This window comes from Streptomyces sp. NPDC091292 (assembly GCF_044757265.1).
In the GTDB taxonomy this organism is placed as follows: domain Bacteria; phylum Actinomycetota; class Actinomycetes; order Streptomycetales; family Streptomycetaceae; genus Streptomyces.
This window is the reverse complement of the sequence record NZ_JBIVUQ010000021.1, coordinates 13,113-31,139: the sequence shown is the minus strand read 5'-3', so window position 1 is coordinate 31,139 and position 18,027 is coordinate 13,113. Positions and strand designations below refer to the sequence as shown.

16 protein-coding genes are annotated in these 18,027 nt (G+C 71.4%); 3 read left to right on the top strand and 13 right to left on the bottom strand.

The annotated features are described in order from the left end of the window. Positions 1 to 35 precede the first annotated feature (35 nt). Positions 36 to 749, top strand: a complete 714-nt coding sequence (locus tag ACIQNU_RS36045; protein ID WP_401374552.1) for a DNA polymerase beta superfamily protein — start codon at positions 36 to 38, stop codon at positions 747 to 749. Here the strand turns inward: ACIQNU_RS36045 and ACIQNU_RS36040 are convergent. From ACIQNU_RS36040 to ACIQNU_RS35980, 13 genes are all read right to left on the bottom strand, one after another. Next, positions 727 to 1,512, bottom strand: coding sequence for a DNA polymerase beta superfamily protein (locus ACIQNU_RS36040; protein WP_401374550.1), 786 nt, complete (start codon positions 1,510 to 1,512; stop codon positions 727 to 729). The two genes, ACIQNU_RS36045 and ACIQNU_RS36040, sit on opposite strands and share 23 nt — an antisense overlap. Further along, the gene (locus ACIQNU_RS36035; protein ID WP_401374547.1) at positions 1,509 to 2,558 is read right to left on the bottom strand and encodes an ADP-ribosylglycohydrolase family protein; all 1,050 of its coding nucleotides are present in this window, start codon (positions 2,556 to 2,558) and stop codon (positions 1,509 to 1,511) included. The genes ACIQNU_RS36040 and ACIQNU_RS36035 overlap by 4 nt, the downstream gene beginning before the upstream one ends. Beyond that, a complete protein-coding gene (locus ACIQNU_RS36030; RefSeq protein WP_401374545.1) occupies positions 2,555 to 3,334 on the bottom strand; it encodes an NUDIX hydrolase in 780 nt (259 codons plus the stop codon). The genes ACIQNU_RS36035 and ACIQNU_RS36030 overlap by 4 nt, the downstream gene beginning before the upstream one ends. A 255-nt stretch (positions 3,335 to 3,589) precedes the next feature. After that, a complete protein-coding gene (locus tag ACIQNU_RS36025; protein ID WP_401374542.1) occupies positions 3,590 to 4,318 on the bottom strand; it encodes a maleylpyruvate isomerase family mycothiol-dependent enzyme in 729 nt (242 codons plus the stop codon). A gap of 130 nt (positions 4,319 to 4,448) precedes the next feature. After that, on the bottom strand, positions 4,449 to 5,618 hold the full coding sequence (locus ACIQNU_RS36020) for a pseudouridine synthase (RefSeq protein WP_401374539.1): 1,170 nt from the start codon (positions 5,616 to 5,618) through the stop codon (positions 4,449 to 4,451). Beyond that, the gene (gene scpB, locus ACIQNU_RS36015; RefSeq protein ID WP_401374759.1) at positions 5,618 to 6,286 is read right to left on the bottom strand and encodes an SMC-Scp complex subunit ScpB; all 669 of its coding nucleotides are present in this window, start codon (positions 6,284 to 6,286) and stop codon (positions 5,618 to 5,620) included. The genes ACIQNU_RS36020 and scpB overlap by 1 nt, the downstream gene beginning before the upstream one ends. 32 nt (positions 6,287 to 6,318) lie before the next feature. Next, on the bottom strand, positions 6,319 to 7,248 hold the full coding sequence (locus tag ACIQNU_RS36010; RefSeq protein ID WP_401374536.1) for a segregation and condensation protein A: 930 nt from the start codon (positions 7,246 to 7,248) through the stop codon (positions 6,319 to 6,321). A 49-nt stretch (positions 7,249 to 7,297) separates the two neighbouring features. Then, entirely contained in the window at positions 7,298 to 7,942 is a 645-nt protein-coding gene (locus ACIQNU_RS36005) for a hypothetical protein (protein ID WP_401374534.1), read from the bottom strand. Then, positions 7,927 to 9,093 carry a ParA family protein gene (locus tag ACIQNU_RS36000; RefSeq protein ID WP_401374531.1) on the bottom strand — a complete coding sequence of 389 codons (1,167 nt, stop codon included), beginning with the start codon at positions 9,091 to 9,093 and terminating at the stop codon, positions 7,927 to 7,929. The genes ACIQNU_RS36005 and ACIQNU_RS36000 overlap by 16 nt, the downstream gene beginning before the upstream one ends. A gap of 364 nt (positions 9,094 to 9,457) precedes the next feature. After that, positions 9,458 to 10,573 carry an alanine dehydrogenase gene (gene ald / locus ACIQNU_RS35995; protein ID WP_401374529.1) on the bottom strand — a complete coding sequence of 372 codons (1,116 nt, stop codon included), beginning with the start codon at positions 10,571 to 10,573 and terminating at the stop codon, positions 9,458 to 9,460. A gap of 144 nt (positions 10,574 to 10,717) precedes the next feature. Further along, positions 10,718 to 12,835 carry a tetratricopeptide repeat protein gene (locus ACIQNU_RS35990; RefSeq protein WP_401374526.1) on the bottom strand — a complete coding sequence of 706 codons (2,118 nt, stop codon included), beginning with the start codon at positions 12,833 to 12,835 and terminating at the stop codon, positions 10,718 to 10,720. 194 nt (positions 12,836 to 13,029) lie between these two features. Further along, entirely contained in the window at positions 13,030 to 13,656 is a 627-nt protein-coding gene (locus tag ACIQNU_RS35985; protein ID WP_401374524.1) for an NUDIX domain-containing protein, read from the bottom strand. 99 nt (positions 13,657 to 13,755) lie between these two features. Continuing rightward, positions 13,756 to 15,414, bottom strand: a complete 1,659-nt coding sequence (locus ACIQNU_RS35980) for a CTP synthase (protein ID WP_401374521.1) — start codon at positions 15,412 to 15,414, stop codon at positions 13,756 to 13,758. A 470-nt stretch (positions 15,415 to 15,884) separates the two neighbouring features. Here ACIQNU_RS35980 and ACIQNU_RS35975 point away from each other — a divergent pair, with 470 nt between their 5' ends. Then, positions 15,885 to 17,693, top strand: a complete 1,809-nt coding sequence (locus tag ACIQNU_RS35975; protein WP_401374757.1) for a glycoside hydrolase family 15 protein — start codon at positions 15,885 to 15,887, stop codon at positions 17,691 to 17,693. Between the two features lie 61 nt (positions 17,694 to 17,754). Continuing rightward, a complete protein-coding gene (locus ACIQNU_RS35970) occupies positions 17,755 to 17,970 on the top strand; it encodes a DUF6243 family protein (protein ID WP_401374518.1) in 216 nt (71 codons plus the stop codon). The last annotated feature ends 57 nt before the right edge of the window (positions 17,971 to 18,027 follow it).

Below are 18,027 nucleotides of genomic sequence, written 5' to 3'. Positions count from 1 at the left end.
CAACCTGTGACCGCCGCGCCCCGTAGGCTCGCGGGATGCTTCCCGAGGATCTTGTCCGCGACCACACGGTGTACGCGTGTGTGATGGGCTCGCGCGCGTTCGGCCTGGCGACGGACGGCAGCGACACGGACCGGCGCGGTGTGTTCCAGGCGCCGACCGAACTGTTCTGGCGGTTCGAGAAGCCGCCGACGCATGTCGAGGGGCCCGCCGACGAGCAGTTCAGCTGGGAGGTGGAGCGGTTCTGCGCGCTGGCGCTGCGGGCCAATCCGAACATCCTGGAGTGTCTGCACTCGCCGCTCGTGGAGTACGTGGACGACACGGGCCGTGAACTCCTCGCCCTGCGCGACGCGTTCCTGTCCCGGCAGGCCCATGCGACCTTCGCGCGCTACGCGTTGGGGCAGCGCAAGAAGCTGGAGGCGGACGTACGGCAGCACGGCGCCCCGCGCTGGAAGCACGCGATGCATCTGCTGCGGCTTCTGACGAGCTGCCGCGATCTGCTGCGTACCGGCGAACTGACCCTGGACGTCGGCGCGGCCCGGGAACCGCTCCTGGCGGTCAAGCGCGGCGAGGTCCCCTGGCCGGAGATCGAGTCCCGCATGGTCCGCCTCGCCGACGAGGCGGACCGGGCGTCGCACACCAGCCCTCTCCCGCCGGAGCCGGACCACCGCCGGGTGGAGGCGTTCCTGACCGCCGCCCGCCGCCGCTCGGCAGCCCGAACCGGCCGCCTCACCGCGTCAGACGGGCCCTGATCAGGAGGTCGTTCAGGGCGTCGTGCGCCGTCGGGGCTGCGGGCAGCGGGGAGGTGTCCTGGGCGCGGTCCAGCGCGGTGTGCAGGCGGTCGATGTCGTCGCGTACGCGCGCGGGGGCGACGTCGGCGGCGGCGTGTTCCCGTTCCGCCTTGGCGGCGATCAGGTCGGGCAGGTAGTCCGGCGCCCCGGCATCGTCCGCGAGGGTGGGGAGATGGGCGCAGAGGCCGCCTCCGCGCGTGAGGCGGACGCCGGTGAGCAGGGCGCGGAACGTGTACAGCAGCGGCTTCAGCTCGCCTGTCTTCTCGAACAGGCGCCATTGGGTGCCGGCGAATCCGCGGTAGTGGTGGGCGTGGTGGCTGGTGACGGTGGCGGGGGCCAGGGCGACGAGTTCGGCGTGTGTGGGCGTGGTGTGCGCGACGAGCGGGGACAGGAGCTGTTCGAGGACGTAGCCGTTGCGCCGGAGCAGGAGGCGTACGAACTTGCGCAGGTCGTGCGTCACGAGGTCGATCTCGACGCCGTCCCGCACCCATGTCCGCGACCGTGTCTCGTCGGGTTCGCGCAGGCCGACGAGGGCGTCCACGGGCAGCAGGTGCGCGCCGCGCACGTCCACGTCGGAGTCGCGTGACGGGAAGCCGTACAGGTGCGCGCCGGAGACCGTCGCGAACAGCAGCGGATCGGGCTGCTCCGCGACGACGGCGGCCAGGTCCACGCCCAGGTCGGCTCCCGGTTCGACTCCCGGTTCGACTCCCCGTTCGCCGGTCATCCCCACGCGTCCCAGAGCGCGCCGAAGGACTGCAGCTCGCTCCCGTACTCGATGCGGTCGGCCCACTCGGTGGGCCAGGCGTCGGCGCCTAGGTGGGCGCCCGCGAACGCGCCGGCGAGGCAGGCGATCGAGTCGGAGTCGCCGGAGGTGCAGGCGGCGCGGCGCAGCGCGGTGACGGGTTCGTCGACGAAGAGCAGGAAGCACAGCAGGCCGGTGGCGAGTGCTTCCTCGGCGATCCAGCCGGCGCCGGTGGCCAGGCAGGGGTCCGTCTCGGGCGACGGCACGCGCAGCGCCTCCTGGAGGCGGTCGAGCACAGCGAGGCAGTCGTCCCACCCGCGCGCGATGAAGTGCTCGGGCGTCGGATCGGCGGCCCGGCTCCACAGGTCACCGAGCCACCGCTCGTGGTAGCGGCCCCGGTTGTCGTACGCGTACGACCGCAGTTGTCCGACGAGTCCCGTCGGTTCGGCGCCCTGGGCGAGCAGCCGTACGGCGTGTGCGGTGAGGTCGGAGGCGGCGAGCGCGGTGGGGTGGCCGTGGGTGAGCCCGGCCTGGAGCTGGGCGGCACCCGCGCGCTGTTCGTCGCTGAGCCCCGGCGCGAGGCCGACGGGCGCGACCCGCATGTTGGCGCCGCAGCCCTTGGAACCGATCTGGCTGGCGTCCTGCCAGGGGCGGTCCTCGGTCTTGAGGAGGTGGCACGCCTTGAGGCAGGTGTTGCCGGGCGCCCGGTTGTTCTCGGGCGACTGGTACCAGTCGACAAACTCCTCGCGTACGGGCCGCTCCATGCGCAAAGGCCCGAGCACACCCCGGTCCATCGCGGTGCGCATCCCGCGCGCGAGGGCGAGTGTCATCTGGGTGTCGTCGGTGACGATCGCGGGCTTGGGCAGCGCCATCTCCCGCCAGGGCCCGCACTTGGCGAGGATGGACGGCACGTCGTTGAACTCGGTGGGGAAGCCGAGCGCGTCCCCGAGTGCGAGTCCGACGAGGGAGCCGGTGGCGGCGCGTTTCACGGGAGCCGTCCGGTGTGCGGGTGTCGGAGCCGTGGTCATGAGGGCCGTCCTTCCGGTCGCAGGAGAGGTGGGTGCAGGGCGGTGGCGGTCCCCGCGCGGTGCAGGGCCGCGGGTTTGCCGCGCCCTCCGGTGAGCCGCGCGGCGCCGGGCACCGGCTCGACGAATCCGGGGGTCGCGAGGACCTTGCGCCGGAAGTTGGGCCGGTCGAGAGCCGTGCCCCACACGGTCTCGTAGACCTGTTGCAGCTCGCCGAGGGTGAACTCGGGCGGGCAGAACGATGTGGCGAGGCAGGTGTATTCGAGCTTGGCCCCGACGCGCTCGCGGGCGTCGGCGAGGATCAGGTCGTGGTCGAAGGCGAGCGGTCCGACGCCGTCGCAGGGCAGCCACTGGGCGTGCGCCGCGTCGCCGCCGCCGCGCGGTTCGGGCAGATCGGGCACGAGCGCGGTGAAGGCGACCGAGACGACCCGCATCCTCGGGTCGCGGTCCGGCGCGCTGTAGGTCCGCAGCTGTTCGAGGTGGAGCGCGGCGCAGGTGTTGCCGGACAGCCCGGTCTCCTCGGCGAGTTCGCGCCGGGCGGCGGTCTCGGCGGACTCCCGGGGCAGCACGAAGCCGCCGGGCAGCGCCCAGTGGCCCACGTACGGCTCCTGTCCCCGTTCGACGAGGAGGACTTGGAGGGTGCCGCCGCGGACGGTGAACACGGCGAGGTCGACGGTGACGGCGAAGGGCTCGAAGGCGTACTTGTCGTAGCCGTCGGGTGCCTGGGCGCCCGCCGCGCGGGCGTCGGAAGCCCCCGCGTCCTCAACGCGCGCGTTCATCGTGTCTCCGGGAGGGCGGGCGAGCTGTGCTCACCGCCCTCGCCGGGTGCGGTGTGCGGCGGAGCCCGGACCACCCCCGTGGGCCCAGGTCCACCATGCCGTACGCGACGAGGGCGGTGAAGACCCTTAATAGTCACCCCGACTATAAAGAGCCCGGGTGGGATTTCACAAGACTTTTCCGAAAGCCCTTTCCAGAGCGCCGGTTTCGGCCCGCTCCTCCCCCCTCACCCAGGCAGACCGGCCCCGCGCCGGAAACTAATCGCCGGTCCCCGGGACTCCTCCCGGGAGACCGGGGCTCCTCCCGAGAAAGGCGACGAGCCGGTCCCCGGGGCAGGCGTCGGGCGGTACGGGCACGGGCGCGGCGAACAACTGGCCCCGGTCGGCGTCCTCGACGAAGCAGTGGGCCACCGGCAGCAGCGCGCCGGCGAGTCCGGGCGGTATCGGCCGCCGCAGTCCGCACGCCCGGCCGATGTCCCAGCCGTGCACGGCGATCTCGACAGCGCCGACGGCGGCCACCAGCGTCGCGGCGAGCGGCCTGTCCGCCACCAGGACGGTCCGTGGGGCTCTCGGGGCCCCGGACGCCCCGGCGGGCCCGGGAGACCCGGAGAGGGCCGCCCAGGCGCCGAGAAGGGCGCTCGCGCGATCACGGAAGCCGAGGACGGGGTCGGTGACGGGGTTGTCGAGGCCGGTGACGGGGTCGGTGGGCGCGACCGGCTCTGCGGGAGGTACGGGGTCGGCGGCCGTCCGTGCGGGTGCGATGTGTCCCCCGCCGATCCCCTCCCGCAGTGCCGCCAGCGAGTCGTTGAGGTGGTCGAGGAGCGCGCCCAGGTCCCAGCCCGCGCAGGGCGTCGGAGCCGCCGGCCAGTCCGGTCCGGCGGCGACGGGCACGGCCGCGACGCACCCGCGCGCGTAGGCGAGCGCGCGTTCCAGGAGGTCGTCGGGAGGGACGGGTGCGTACTCCCGCCGGTCCACGGTGCGTGTCATCGCCGTACCCTCCGCTCGCCGGGTGTGAAGGTCCGTGCGGACGTTCACCGGTACAGACCGGGCGGAGGGCGGAAACACATCGGCCGGCCCCGGATTTCCGGGACCGGCCGTTGGGATGAGCGGGTGTCGGCTACAGCTCGACTTCCTGCATGAGCATGCCCACCTCGGTGTTGGACAGCCTGCGCAGCCAGCCGGACTTCTGATCGCCGAGCGTGATCGGCCCGAAGGAAACCCGGACCAGCTTGTCGACGGGGAACCCGGCCTCGGCGAGCATCCGCCGCACGATGTGCTTGCGGCCCTCGTGCAGGGTGACCTCGACCAGGTAGTTCTTGCCGGTCTGTTCGACGACGCGGAAGTGGTCCGCGCGCGCGTAGCCGTCGTCTAGCTGAATGCCGTCCTTGAGGCGCTTGCCCAGGTCGCGCGGGATGGGGCCCACGATGTGCGCGAGATAGGTCTTCTTCACGCCGTACTTGGGGTGCGTGAGGCGGTGGGCCAGCTCGCCGTGGTTGGTGAGCAGGATGACGCCCTCGGTCTCGGTGTCGAGGCGCCCGACGTGGAAGAGCCGCGTCTCACGGTTGGTCACGTAGTCGCCGAGGCACTGCCGCCCCTCCGGGTCCTCCATCGTGGAGACGACACCAGCGGGCTTGTTCAGCGAGAAGAACTGGTACGACTGGGTGGCCACGGTCAGCCCGTCGACCTTGATCTCGTCGTTCTCGGGGTCGACCCGCAGGCCCTGCTCTACGACGATCTCGCCGTTGACCTCGACACGGGCCTGCTCGATCAGCTCCTCGCAGGACCGCCGCGAACCGTAGCCCGCGCGCGCGAGGACCTTCTGCAGCCGCTCGCCCTCCTGCTCGGCGCCGGGGAACGTCTTGGGGAGCTTGATCTCCTTGCGCTCCGCGTACCGCTCACGGTTGCGCTCCTCGGTCCGCGTCTCGTACTCGCGGGACCGCGCCGGTGCCGTACGGCCCCCGCGTGCGGGGGCCTGCTTCGGGCCGCCCTTGGCGCCTCCGCGCGCGGCGGCACCGCGCCCACGCGCCGCGCCCTCACCGGATCGGGAGCCGGAGCCTGAACCGGACCCGCCGGACCCGGAGCCGGAACCGCCGGACCTGCCGCCACCGCCCCCGCGCCCCGCGCCCCCGGAGCCACCCGATCCACCCGACCCGCCGGAACCGCCCGCGGTGTAGCGGCGCTCCTCCGGACGGGGCCGGTCCGAGCGCTTCTGCTTGTCGTCGCGGTCGTTACCGGCTCCCCGGTGGTTCCCGCGCCCGCTGTTCCTGCCGCTACCACTGCTTCGCATCAAAGTTCCGTCTTGTCGTCTGCTGGTCCGAAGTGCTCGGCACTCCCGGGATCCGGTGCGTCCGGATCGAACGACGGCACGCCTTCCTGCGTCTCGGCCTCGATCGCCTCGGCCTCCGGGAGGAAGGGCGCCAGCTCAGGCAGCTCGTCCAGACCGCGCAGGCCCATCCGCTCCAGGAAGTAGTTCGTCGTCCTGTACAGGATCGCACCTGTTTCGGGTTCCGCGCCCGCCTCCTCGACCAGACCGCGCTGGAGGAGGGTGCGCATCACGCCGTCGCAGTTCACGCCGCGCACGGCGGAGACCCGTGAGCGGCTGACGGGCTGCCGGTACGCGACGACGGCGAGGGTTTCGAGGGCGGCCTGGGTGAGCCGGGCGTGCTGTCCGTCGAGGACGAAGCCTTCGACGGCGGGCGCGTACTCGGGCCGGGTGTAGTAGCGCCAGCCGCCGGCGACGAGGCGCAGTTCGAAGCCTCGGCGCTGGACGGTGTACTCGTCGGCGAGTGCGCGCAGGGCGTCGGCGATCTGCCGCCGGGGCCGCTGGAGGATCTTCGCGAGGTGTTCCTCGGTGGCCGGTTCGTCGACGACCATGAGGACGGCTTCCAGGGCGGGCTTCAGGTCGAGCCCGGCGACGTCACGCAGCCCGGCCGGACCGGTCGATTCCGGACCCACCGCAGGTGCGGCCTCCACCGCCGTGTCCTCGCTCACACGCTCTCCTCCGCCCTGTTCCCGGGCTTGTCGGGCTTGTCGGGGTTCTCGGGGGGCCGGTCGAACTCGTCGGTGACCCTCGGCTGCTCGTCGCCGTCCCCGCCGGTCCAGCGGACCAGGAGTTCACCGAGCGCGTCCTCCTGGTCGAGCGCGACGGCCTTCTCGCGGTACAGCTCCAGAAGCGCGAGGAAGCGGGCGACGACGGTGAGGGTGTCCCCCGCGTCCTCGACGAGCACCCGGAAGCTCACCTCGCCCCGTTCCCGCAGCAGCGCGACCACGATCCCGGCCTGTTCGCGGACGCTGACGAGGGGGGCGTGGATGTGGTCGACGTAGACCTGCGGCTTGGGCCGGGGCTGCATCGCCTTCACGGCGAGCCTGGCGAACCCCTCGGCGCCGATGCTGATGACGACCTCGGGCAGCAGCTCGGCGTGGTGCGGTTCGAGTCCGACGGTACGGGGGTAGCGGCGGGCTTCCTCGTCGAGGCGGGCGGTGAAGATGTCGGCGATCTGCTTGTACGCGCGGTACTGGAGCAGCCGTGCGAAGAGCAGGTCCCGGGCCTCCAGAAGCGCGAGGTCGGCCTCGTCCTCGACCTCGGCGGTGGGCAGCAGCCGGGCGGCCTTCAGATCGAGCAGGGTCGCGGCGACGACCAGGAACTCGGTGGTCTGGTCGAGGTCCCAGTCGGGCCCCATGCCGCGGATGTACGCCATGAACTCGTCGGTGACCTTCGACAGCGCGACCTCGGTGACGTCCATCTTGTGCTTGGAGATCAACTGAAGCAGCAGATCGAAGGGCCCCTCGAAGTTGGCGAGCCGCACCTTGAAAACACCGTCGTCGGTGGACTCGGGAGCCGCCGGCTCAGCCACCACCGGTTCAGGCACCACCGGCTCAGCTACCGCCGACTCAGCCACCACCGGTTCCGGCTCCATAAGCTCCGGTTCCGGCCCCCGCCCCAATACCCGTCGCCCCCGCCCAGGGCTACCGCCCACGAAGCCGCCGCACAAGAATGCTCGCGTCCCCCCGCGACTCCAGATCGGCGAGGACGACGGCGACGGCCTCCCGTACGATCCGCCCCCGGTCCACGGCGAGTCCGTGCTCCCCGCGCAGCACGAGCCGCGCGTGTTCGAGGTCCATCAATTCCTCGGCGGACACGTACACGGTGATTTTCTCGTCGTGCCGCTCACGTCCGCTGGGCCGCCGCCCGGAGCCGCGTCCACGGCGCCGCGACTGGCCCGAAGGGGCGTTGGCGGGCCGTCCGGACTGCGCGCCGGCGGGTGCGACCGTGGCGCCGTTCGCGGACCCGTCCTGGAGCTGGCGTCGCCCCGCGCGCGCGGGGGCCGTGTCGTCGTCGCCCCGGTCGGCGGCGCGGTCCGGCGTGTGGGTGCGCGACTCGGTGCCGGGTTCGGCGTCCGCCGTGGTGTGTTCGGCGCCGGCGCCGTCGTCGTGCGGTCCCCCGGTCCGCTGCGACGTGTCCTCCGCGGCGGCGTCGTCGCTGTCGCCCGCCGGTGCGGGCACCCGTGGTTCGCCGCCCTGCGGGCGCCGGGGGGTGGACGCCTGGAGCGCCATTCCCCCGGTCGTACGGAACAGTTCGTCGGCCCCCGGCAGACTCACTCGGCGTGACACCGGGCGAGCACCTCCCTGGCGAGCTGGCGATAGGCGGCGGCGCCGACGGAGTTGGACGCGTAGGTGGTGATGGGCTCGCCCGCGACGGTGGTCTCGGGGAAGCGGACGGTCCGGCCGATCACGGTGTGGTAGACGTGGTCGTCGAACGCCTCGACCACGCGCGCGAGGACCTCGCGGCTGTGCACCGTGCGCGAGTCGTACATCGTGGCGAGGATGCCGTCGAGTTCCAGTTCGGGGTTGAGCCGTTCCTGGACCTTCTCGATGGTCTCGGTGAGCAGGGCGACACCGCGCAGCGCGAAGAACTCGCACTCCAGGGGCACGATCACCTTGTGGGCGGCCGTGAGCGCGTTCACGGTGAGCAGGCCGAGCGAGGGCTGGCAGTCGATCACGATGTAGTCGTAGTCGGCCATCAGCGGCTTCAGGGCGCGCTGGAGCGTGGACTCGCGCGCGACCTCGCTGACGAGTTGCACCTCGGCGGCCGAGAGGTCGATGTTGCTCGGCAGCAGGTCCATGTTGGGCACGGCGGTCTTCAGGAGGACCTCGTCGGCGGCCATGCCCCGCTCCATGAGCAGGTTGTAGACCGTGAGGTCGAGTTCCATCGGGTTGACGCCGAGGCCGACCGAGAGCGCGCCCTGCGGGTCGAAGTCGACGAGCAGCACCCGGCGTCCGTACTCCGCGAGCGCGGCACCCAGGTTGATGGTCGACGTGGTCTTGCCGACGCCGCCCTTCTGGTTGCACATCGCGATGATCTTCGCGGGCCCGTGGTCGGTCAGGGGGCCCGGGATCGGGAAGTACGGGAGCGGGCGCCCGGTCGGGCCGATGCGCTCACGGCGCTGACGGGCCGCGTCGGGCGCGAGCGTGGCCGCGTACTCCGGATCGGGCTCGTACTCGGCGTCGGGGTCGTAGAAGTGCCCCTCGGGCAGGTCGTAGTCGGCGAAGTGGCTGTGATTGTCTCCACTTCGGTCGCCGGCCATGGCGTTCACGTGATGGCCATCCATGCTCTGGTGTGCTGTCTGAGTCCGCTCGGGACTCTGGTGGGCTGCGAAGGTGCGGACAGCGACGGAGCCGACAGCCTGGAGCCCTGTGGGGCCCTGGCCCCGCACAGGCGTTCCTGGTTGACCACCCCCGGGAGTAAATGTCGACTCATTCACAAGTCGTCTTACCTCCTTGGTGACCAGGAAACTTCTAGATAGGTCAGCGTGGCACCATGCCGACGGTTGGCGACTCTATGGCGTGTCACCGGTCCGCAGCAACACAATCCGCCGGACCCGGCCCGATGTGTCGGCAACGGAACACCCCTCTGTCAAGGGTGTACGACGGTCGGTCGCCACGTTTCGCGGGTGTGCGAATCGGTTAAAGGGTTACGTTCGAGGCGAGTTGAACAAGCCGAGAGCGAACACCGCGAGGGGGTTCGCACAGTGGCGCGATCCACATCGGAATGCCCGTACGGATACGGCCGGACCTTGTCCGCAAGGTCCGGCCGCAGGCGCGATGTTGACGTCGTGGGTTGACGGCTCAGCCGAGCAGTGAGTCGAGTTCCACGTGGTCAAGGCCGTGCGCCTCGGCGACCTCGCGGTAAACGACCTTGCCGTCATGGGTGTTGAGGCCCTTGGCGAGCGCGGGATCGCGGCGCAGCGCGTCGGCCCAGCCGCGGTTGGCCAGCTCGACGATGTAGGGCAGCGTCGCGTTGGTGAGCGCGTAGGTGGAGGTGTGGGGCACCGCGCCGGGCATGTTGGCGACGCAGTAGAAGACCGACTGGTGGACCGGGAAGGTCGGCTCGGCGTGCGTGGTGGCGCGCGAGTCCTCGAAGCAGCCGCCCTGATCGATCGCGATGTCGACAAGGACACTTCCCGGCTTCATCCGAGAGACCAGCTCGTTGGTGACGAGCTTGGGGGCCTTGGCGCCGGGGATGAGGACGGCGCCGATGACGAGGTCGGCCTCCAGGCACGCCTTCTCCAGCTCGAAGGAGTTGGAGACGACGGTCTGGATCTTCGTACCGAAGATCTTGTCGGCTTCCTTGAGCTTGTTGAGGTCGCGGTCGAGCAGGGTCACGTGGAAGCCCATGCCGATGGCGATCTGTGCGGCGTTCCAGCCGGAGACGCCGCCGCCGATGACGACCGCCCTGCCCGCCGCGACGCCCGGGACACCGCCGGGCAGCACGCCGCGTCCGCCGGCCGGGCGCATCAGGTGGTAGGCGCCGACCTGCGGGGCGAGCCGGCCCGCGACCTCGGACATCGGGGCGAGCAGCGGCAGCGCGCGGCCGGGCAGTTCGACGGTCTCGTACGCGATGGCGGTGGTGCCGGACTCGATGAGGGCGTCCGTGCACTCCTTGGAAGCGGCGAGGTGCAGGTAGGTGAAGAGCGTCTGGTCCTTGCGGAGGCGGTGGTACTCCTCGGCGATGGGCTCCTTGACCTTGAGGAGCAGGTCGGTGGTGGCCCAGACCTCGTCGGCGGTGGCGAGGATGCTCGCACCGGCCGAGACGTACTCCTCGTCCGTGATCGACGAGCCGGCGCCGGCGTTCTGCTCGATGAAGACCTGGTGGCCCTGGCGCACCAGCTCGTGCACGCCGGCGGGGGTGATGGCCACCCGGAACTCGTTGTTCTTGACCTCGCGGGGGATGCCGACCTTCATCGTCGATCACGGTCCTTGGCTCAGGGGCTTTTCGGGGCAACGCACTACGCACCCGGACGCACGGGGGCGCATCGGAGGCACCACGAAAGGACGCGGCGGAGCCATTCTAATGAAGGACTTCTAGCTGTCTAGCCTTTCAATACTTCAATCTTCTTCCGGTGCACTACGGATTTCGTAGGTGGATGACGGCGTTCCGGGGTCTTTCCCAGCCACCGGAGCCTCCGGGTCCGTTTCTTCCCCGGCCAGCTCGTCGCCGAGCATGCGTTCCGCGGCGGCCCGGTGCAGCCGGGCGGCGGCCGGGTCGCCGAGCCGGTCGAGGGTGTCCGCGAGCCGGACCTGGAGGGCGGCCTGGAGGCGTACGTCGTCGGCGCGGCGGGCCCAGTCGACGGCTTCGTGGCAGGTGCGCAGCGATTCGTCGGGGCGTCCCGCGTACTCCTGCACCCGGGCCAGTTCACTCAGCGCCCGCGCCACGGCGGGCACGTCGCCGGTCCTGCGGTGGCCGGCGATCGCGGAGCGCCAGCTGCGCAGTGCGTCGCCGTAGCGGCCCGCGTAGGTCTGGACTCCGGCGATGCGGCCGTGCAGCCGGGCCGCGTCCGCGATCTCGTCGCGGGCGAGCCGCTGGGCGAGTGCCCGCCCGAACCAGTCGGCGGCCCGCTGCCAGTCCCCCAGCTCCTGGTGGGCGCCGCCTACGGATTCCATCGCGCGGCCGGTGGCGTACGGGTCCTTCGCCGCGCGTCCGGCGTCCAGCGCGGCCCGGTAGCGGACGAGGGCTTCCCCGGTGCGGCCGGTCCTGGCGTCGAGGTCGGCGAGGTTCAGCAGCGCCGCAGCCTTCTCACGGGGCAGGTCACGGCGCTCGGCGACATCGAGGACGAGCTGGTGGATCCCGTACAGCTCGGGCGCCGCGGCCTCGGTCCCGCGGTGCGCGACCAGAGCCCGGACGAGGGCGGCCATCAGGCGGCGGGCGAGGGTGTCCAGCTGGCCGTCGGCGACGGCGGTGCGGGCGGCGGCGAGCAGCGCGGGCTGCTGGACGGTGAGCCACTCGGCGGCGGTACGCGGGTCGGGGAAGCGGAGCGCGCGGGGCAGTCCGGCGAGTTTGCGGCGGGCGGGCGAGCTGTCGGTCTCGGTGATGGCGCGGCAGGACTGGAGGAGCCGTACGGTCCGCTCCAGCATGCGGGCGCGGGCGAGCTGGATCTCGGCGGGGCGGTCCTGGGTCTCGGTGAGGCCGCGGAGCAGCGGCATGAGGCAGTCGGGCACCTCGTACCGGGGCAGCGGTGAGTCCGGGGGTTCCAGGGTCCGTACGAGTCCGAGGGCGGCGAAGTCGTCCAGGGTGGTGCGGGCCGCGGAGACCGAGCAGCCGGCGAGCGCGGACGCGGTGTGCGGGTCGGCGAGTCCGGCGGGGGCGAGGGAGAGCAGGCGCAGTATCCGGCCGGCGGGTGAGGGCAGCGACTGGTAGGTGTGCTGGAAGACGCGGGCGAGCGCGGGGCCTTCGTCGGGCAGGGCGCGCAGGCGTTTGCGCAGGTCGGCGACGGATTTCTCGGGGCGCGTGGCGAGCCAGCCGCCGGCGATGACGAGCGCGGCGGGCTGCGCGGCGCACTCCTCGACGAGCCCTTCGGCGGCGCGCGGGTCGCAGGTGATGCGGACGGAGCCGGTGAAGCGGCCGAGGAGTTCGACGGCGGACTTGGTGTCGAGGCCGCCGAGGGTGCAGGGGCGGACGTCGGGGATCCCGGTCAGGGGTCCTTCGGCGACGGCGACGACGAGGCAGTCCGGGGTCTCGGGCAGCAGCATGTCGACCTGTTCGGCGTCGGTGGCGCCGTCGAGGAGGAGCAGGGCGCCCCGGTCGGCGAGCGCGGCGCGCAGGTCCGCGGTGAGATCGTCGTCGGTGGCGCCGGGGGGTGCGGGCAGGTCGAGGGCGCCGAGGAGTTCGCGGGCGGCGCGGTCGGTGGGGACGGGGGTGCCGTCGGGTTCGGTGAGGCGGGTGCGCAGGATTCCGTCGGGGTAACGGTGCGCAACGCCGCGTACCAGCTCCTCGGCGAGGGCGGTGCGGCCGGATCCGGGGCGGCCCGCGATGAGCAGGACGCGCGCGCGGGGGGCCTTGCGGCCGGCGATGGTGTCGAGTCCGGCCCGCTCGATGTCCGCCCGGAGTTCCTTCAACTCTCGTGTGCGGCCGAGGAACTGACTGTCCGTAGGAGCGGCTCCCCCGGCGCCTGGCCGTCCGTCACCGGACAGCTGCGTGCCGTTGGTGTCCACCGCCTGATCCGTCACGGGCCACGCTCCCGTCCAACTGCGAGCCGGCGCCCGCCGGGACTCCGGTCGGGGCGTTTCCCGAGCCTAGTTCACGCTCTGCGACGAATCGGGCGGAGCGTGGCGGGCACGTCGCCCGATCGGATCAGCAGATCGTCCGACCAATGACGTGGTGCGTGACGGTGCCTCACAGCGCCGGGCGTCAGAGGCGGGTGTCAGTGGTCGAAGGGCCGGGCCGGCCAGGGCGCGTCGGCGGGGCGCAGCGCGTCGAGTCCGTCGCCGTCCCGGGCGGCAACGAGGGACAGTGCGCCGACGACGAGGCAGTTGTTGTGCAGCCGTCCGGCGAGCGCGCCCCGCACCAGGTCACCGAGGGGCACACGGGCGATCTCCATGTCGCCCTCCTCGTCCTCGACGGCGAACCGCTCGCCCTCCGCCTCGGACAGGTCCCGGGCGAGGAAGATCCGTACGGCTTCGTCGCAGCCGCCGGGCGTCGTGTACACGTCGGTCAGCACCCGCCAGTCCTCGGCCTTGACGTGCGCCTCTTCGTAGAGTTCGCGCTGCGCGGCGTGCAGCGGGTTCTCGCCGGGGATGTCGAGGAGCCCGGCGGGGATCTCCCAGAGCCGCTGCCGTACGGGGTGACGGTACTGGTGGATCACCAGGACGCGGTCCTGCTCGTCGAGTGCGAGGACGGCGACGGAGCCGGGGTGGACCTGGTAGTCGCGGCGGGCGACCGTGCCGTCGGGCATCACGACGTCGTCGGTGCGGACGGAGGTCTTGTTGCCGGTGAACGGGGTCGCGGTCGCCCGGATCTCCCACTCCTCGGGGGTGTCCCTGATCGTCATGTCGCCCTGCTCCTCCCGCGCACGCCAACAGAAACCGGGGCACGCACCCACAAAGGGCACGTACCCCGGTCACCGTATCGTCTGCCGGTCACCGGCGGATCATCCGGCCGTCCTGCGCTGCACGGCGGCCTTGACCAGGCCCGCGAACAGCGGGTGCGGGCGGGTGGGCCGGGAGCGCAGCTCGGGGTGCGCCTGCGTCGCGACCAGGTAGGGGTGGACGTCGCGCGGGTACTCGACGTACTCGACGAGCTTGCCGTCGGGCGAGGTGCCGGAGAACTGGAGTCCGGCCTTCTTCTCCAGTTCGGCGCGGTAGGCGTTGTTCACCTCGTACCGGTGGCGGTGGCGCTCCTCGACGTACTCCTTGCCGTCGTAGACCTCCCGCACGATCGACCCGTCGGCCAGCTTCGCCGGGTACATGCCCAGCCGCATGGTGCCGCCCATGTCGCCCTCGCCGGCGACGATGTCGAGCTGTTCGGCCATGGTGGAGATCACGGGGTGGCCGGTCGCGGCGTCGAACTCGGTGGAGTTGGCGTCGGGGATGTCCGCGAGGTTGCGGGCGGCCTCGATGACGATGCACTGGAGGCCGAGGCACAGGCCGAGCAGCGGGACACGGTTCTCGCGCGCGTACTGGATGGCACCGACCTTGCCGCTGACACCGCGGTCACCGAAGCCTCCGGGCACGCACACGGCGTCCACGTCGGACAGCTGCTGCGCGGCGCCGGCCGGGGTCCGGCAGTCGTCCGACGTGACCCACTTGATCTTCACGCGGGCCTTGTTGGCGAAGCCGCCCGCGCGCAGCGCCTCGGTGACGGAGAGATAGGCGTCGGGCAGGTCGATGTACTTGCCGACGAGCGCGACGGTGACCTCGTGGTCCGGGTTGTGGACGCGGTCGAGCAGGTCGTCCCAGATCGTCCAGTCCACATCACGGAACGGCAGGTCCAGCTTGCGGACGACATACGCGTCGAGGCCCTCGGTGTGCAGGACCTTCGGGATGTCGTAGATCGACTTGGCGTCGATCGCGGCAACCACCGCGGCCTCGTCGACGTCGCACATCAGCGAGATCTTCCGCTTGATCGCGATCGGCACCTCACGGTCGGCGCGCAGCACGATCGCGTCGGGCTGGATACCGATGTTGCGCAGCGCGGCCACCGAGTGCTGCGTCGGCTTGGTCTTCAGCTCGCCGGACGGGCCGATGTACGGCAGCAGCGAGATGTGCACCACGAACACGTTGTCCCGGCCGACCTCGTGGCGGACCTGGCGGACCGTCTCCAGGAACGGCAGCGACTCGATGTCGCCGACGGTGCCGCCGACCTCGGTGATGACGACGTCGACGTCGTCGGCGGCCATGCGGCGGATACGGTGCTTGATCTCGTTGGTGATGTGCGGGATCACCTGGACCGTGTCGCCGAGGTACTCGCCGCGCCGCTCCTTGGCGATGACCTGCGAGTACACCTGGCCGGTCGTGACGTTGGCGGAGCCGTCGAGGTCGACGTCGAGGAACCGCTCGTAGTGCCCGATGTCCAGGTCGGTCTCGGCGCCGTCGTTGGTGACGAACACCTCACCGTGCTGGAACGGGTTCATCGTGCCCGGGTCGACGTTCAGATACGGGTCGAGCTTCTGCATGGTGACCCGCAGACCCCGCGCCTTGAGAAGCGCACCCAGGCTGGAGGCCGTCAGGCCCTTGCCGAGGGAAGAGGCGACACCTCCGGTGACGAAGATGTGCTTGGTCGTCGAGGATGTCGCGGATCGGTTCGGCATGGCCAAGACGGGGCTCCCGTGGTCGCGGTCTGAGGTGCGAGGTTGGCGCCGGAACCGGATAATCCGGCGGCGCCTTCGCTGCGGTTCGGGGGTCCCGGCTCTGTCGGCTGCGACGCCTGGGAGCCCACCGGTCCACGGGCTACCAGGGTATCAGCGCCACAGCGAGACCGCTTCCGGCCACGCTCCGTCCACGGGCCGCCACAGAAGGCACACGGGAGCGATACACGCTGTTCACGCAGCTCACCCGGTGCTCACCCGTTCGGCGCAGGCAGGTTGCCGGGAGGGGCGCACGGATCACCTGAACGCGTCGTATCCTGCTCGGACACTTGCTGCCGAGCCAGGCCGGCAAACGGCACCACTCCCGCCCGTCCGCCCGGTGACACGAGCCCGTCGGCACGTTTTGATTTGGATCCCCTGACCGCACATCGGACCCCCTCAGCAGGGGCGACGTGGCGGCCGTTCGACTGGAGATGCTCGTGGCCGGGCGCATCGAGGACTACGCACTCATCGGAGACATGCAGACCGCTGCCCTGGTCTGCCGGGACGGCACGGTCGACTGGCTGTGCCTTCCCCGCTTCGACTCCCACGCCATCTTCGCGGGCCTCCTGGGCACCGAGGAACACGGTTTCTGGCGGATCGGGCCGGCGCATCCCGCGGGCTCGCAGCCGCCCGCCGCGAACCGGCGCACCTACCGCGGTGACTCACTCATCCTCGAATCCGAGTGGGACACCCCCCGCGGCACCGTCCGTGTGACCGATTTCATGCCCCCGCGTGACGGGGCGCCGCAGGTCATCCGCATCGTGGAGGGCGTCAGCGGCCGGGTGCCGATGCGCTCGGCCCTGCGGATGCGGTTCTCCTACGGCCGGATCGTGCCGTGGGTGCACAAGGTCGACGGCCGTACGGTCGCCGTCGCGGGACCCGACTCGGTGTGGCTGGACACCGACGTCGACACCTACGGCAAGGACCTGACGACGTACTCCGACTTCACCGTCGCGCCCGGCGACCGCATCGCGTTCACGATCTCCTGGCAGCCCTCGCACAAGGACCAGCCGGCACTCCCCGAGCCGGAGCAGTCCCTGGAGGCGACGCAGGACTTCTGGCGCGAATGGGTCGAGCACTGTACGTACCACGGCCCCTACCGGGAGGCCGTCGTCCGCTCCCTGATCACGCTGAAGGCGCTGACGTACGCGCCGACCGGCGGCATCGTCGCGGCGCCGACGACGTCCCTGCCGGAGGAGATCGGCGGCGTCCGCAACTGGGACTACCGCTTCACCTGGCTGCGGGACGCCGCGATCACCCTGTCGTCGCTGCTGCGCACCGGCTACCGCGAGGAGGCCCGCGCCTGGCGCGAGTGGCTGCTGCGCGCCGTCGCGGGCGACCCCGAGAACCTGCAGATCATGTACGGCATCGCGGGCGAACGGGAACTCGGCGAGAGCGAGCTGGACTGGCTGCCGGGCTACGAGAACTCGACGCCCGTACGCGTCGGCAACGGCGCCGCCCACCAGCTCCAGCTCGACGTCTACGGCGAGGTCACCGAGGCCCTGCACCTCGCCCATATGACGGGCCTGGCCCGCAACGACTACGCGTCGCTGCTCCAGCTCCGGCTGATCCAGTACCTGGAGGACCACTGGGACCAGCCCGACGAGGGCATCTGGGAGGTCCGCGGCCCGCGCCGCCACTTCGTGCACTCCAAGGTGATGGCCTGGGTCGCCGTGGACCGCACCATCAAGCTCATCGAGTCCGGTGACGCGGACGGCCCGCTGGAGAAGTGGCGCGAGATGCGCGACGACATCCACCGCGACGTGTGCGAGAAGGGCTACGACAAGGAACGCAACACGTTCACGCAGTCCTACGGCTCCAAGGAGCTGGACGCGTCGCTTTTGCTGATCCCGCAGATGGGTTTCCTGCCGCCCGACGACAAACGCGTCATCGGCACCATCGAGGCGATCCAGCGGGAGCTGTCGACGTCGGACGGTTTCATCCTGCGCTATCCGACGGCAGGCGAGCACGCGGGCGTGGACGGCCTGGAGGGCGACGAGGGCGCGTTCCTCGCCTGCTCGTTCTGGCTCGCCGACGACCTCGCGATGATCGGCCGCGTCGACGAGGCCCGCAAACTGTTCGAGAAGCTGCTGAGCCTGCGCAACGACCTCGGGCTGCTCGCCGAGGAGTGGGACCCGCGCCTCCAGCGCCAGGTCGGCAACTTCCCGCAGGCCTTCAGCCACGTCCCCCTGATCGACACCGCGCTGCGGCTGACGGCGTCGGGGGCGTACGGGGGGTAGGACCTGCCCCGTCCCCCACCGCTGAATCCGTGGACCACTTCACACCATTACCGGAGAATCCGTGACCGTGAGCAAGAACATCAACAACCCCGTGGGCATGGGCGGCGGCCAGCGCAAGAAGCTGTCCCGCGCCGAACGGCAGAACCACGGCCCGCACCGCAACCTCGACCGCCAGGGTGCGGCCGACCGGAAGGCGGAGCTGGTGCGCAAGATGCGCGAGAAAGCAGGCGCGGCTGAGGACGCCGGGCAGACGGGCGACGGCACCGCGCAGAGCTGACGCACCGCCGCCGCAGGGCTGACGCGGCGGGTGTGACCTGCGGTGACACGGGCCGGC

Coding starts and splice junctions, on each gene's coding strand:
- ACIQNU_RS35985 (WP_401374524.1), bottom strand. CDS start 13,656: ATGACGATCAGGGACACCCCCGAGGAGTGGGAGATCCGGGCGACCGCG.
- ACIQNU_RS36030 (WP_401374545.1), bottom strand. CDS start 3,334: ATGAACGCGCGCGTTGAGGACGCGGGGGCTTCCGACGCCCGCGCGGCG.
- ACIQNU_RS36020 (WP_401374539.1), bottom strand. CDS start 5,618: ATGCGAAGCAGTGGTAGCGGCAGGAACAGCGGGCGCGGGAACCACCGG.
- ACIQNU_RS36010 (WP_401374536.1), bottom strand. CDS start 7,248: ATGGAGCCGGAACCGGTGGTGGCTGAGTCGGCGGTAGCTGAGCCGGTG.
- ACIQNU_RS36035 (WP_401374547.1), bottom strand. CDS start 2,558: ATGACCACGGCTCCGACACCCGCACACCGGACGGCTCCCGTGAAACGC.
- ACIQNU_RS35975 (WP_401374757.1), top strand. CDS start 15,885: ATGCTCGTGGCCGGGCGCATCGAGGACTACGCACTCATCGGAGACATG.
- ACIQNU_RS36045 (WP_401374552.1), top strand. CDS start 36: ATGCTTCCCGAGGATCTTGTCCGCGACCACACGGTGTACGCGTGTGTG.
- ACIQNU_RS36025 (WP_401374542.1), bottom strand. CDS start 4,318: ATGACACGCACCGTGGACCGGCGGGAGTACGCACCCGTCCCTCCCGAC.
- ACIQNU_RS35980 (WP_401374521.1), bottom strand. CDS start 15,414: ATGCCGAACCGATCCGCGACATCCTCGACGACCAAGCACATCTTCGTC.
- ald (WP_401374529.1), bottom strand. CDS start 10,573: ATGAAGGTCGGCATCCCCCGCGAGGTCAAGAACAACGAGTTCCGGGTG.
- ACIQNU_RS36040 (WP_401374550.1), bottom strand. CDS start 1,512: ATGACCGGCGAACGGGGAGTCGAACCGGGAGTCGAACCGGGAGCCGAC.